Annotated in this window: 1 protein-coding gene; it reads right to left on the bottom strand. The window is 73.2% G+C overall.

Annotated elements, in window-relative coordinates:
• The coding region (locus tag SB660_RS19870; RefSeq protein WP_410583995.1) for a hypothetical protein at nucleotides 1–291 on the bottom strand (291 nt) is incomplete at both ends.

The following is a 291-nucleotide window of genomic DNA, read 5'->3' as shown; positions in this document are numbered from 1 at the left end:
CTGCACTGCCGCCAGCGTACCGGCTCGCTCACGCCCGGGCGCGGATTGAGCTGGACGCGCACCGTGCTCAGCACCGGGTAGCGCTCGACCTCGCGGCAGATCAGCGGCCAGGCCACGCTGTCCTCGACTTCGCGATCGACCGCCAGGGTCATGCGGGTCAGCCAGATGCCACGGACGATGCCGGGCGTCTGCGCCAGGGCGCGCGAGACGGAGGCCTGGTAGCGGTCCAGCGTGGCCGGATCCGGGTCGCCGAGGGCAGCCGGTTCCTCGCGCGTCGCGGCCACATCGCTG

Origin of the sequence: Bacillus sp. SIMBA_005 (assembly GCF_046535585.1) — a bacterium.
GTDB classification, from domain to species: Bacteria; Bacillota; Bacilli; order Bacillales; family Bacillaceae; genus Bacillus; species Bacillus pumilus.
The sequence above is the reverse complement of the archived record's forward strand: the minus strand, read 5'-3'. Positions and strand labels throughout refer to the sequence as shown.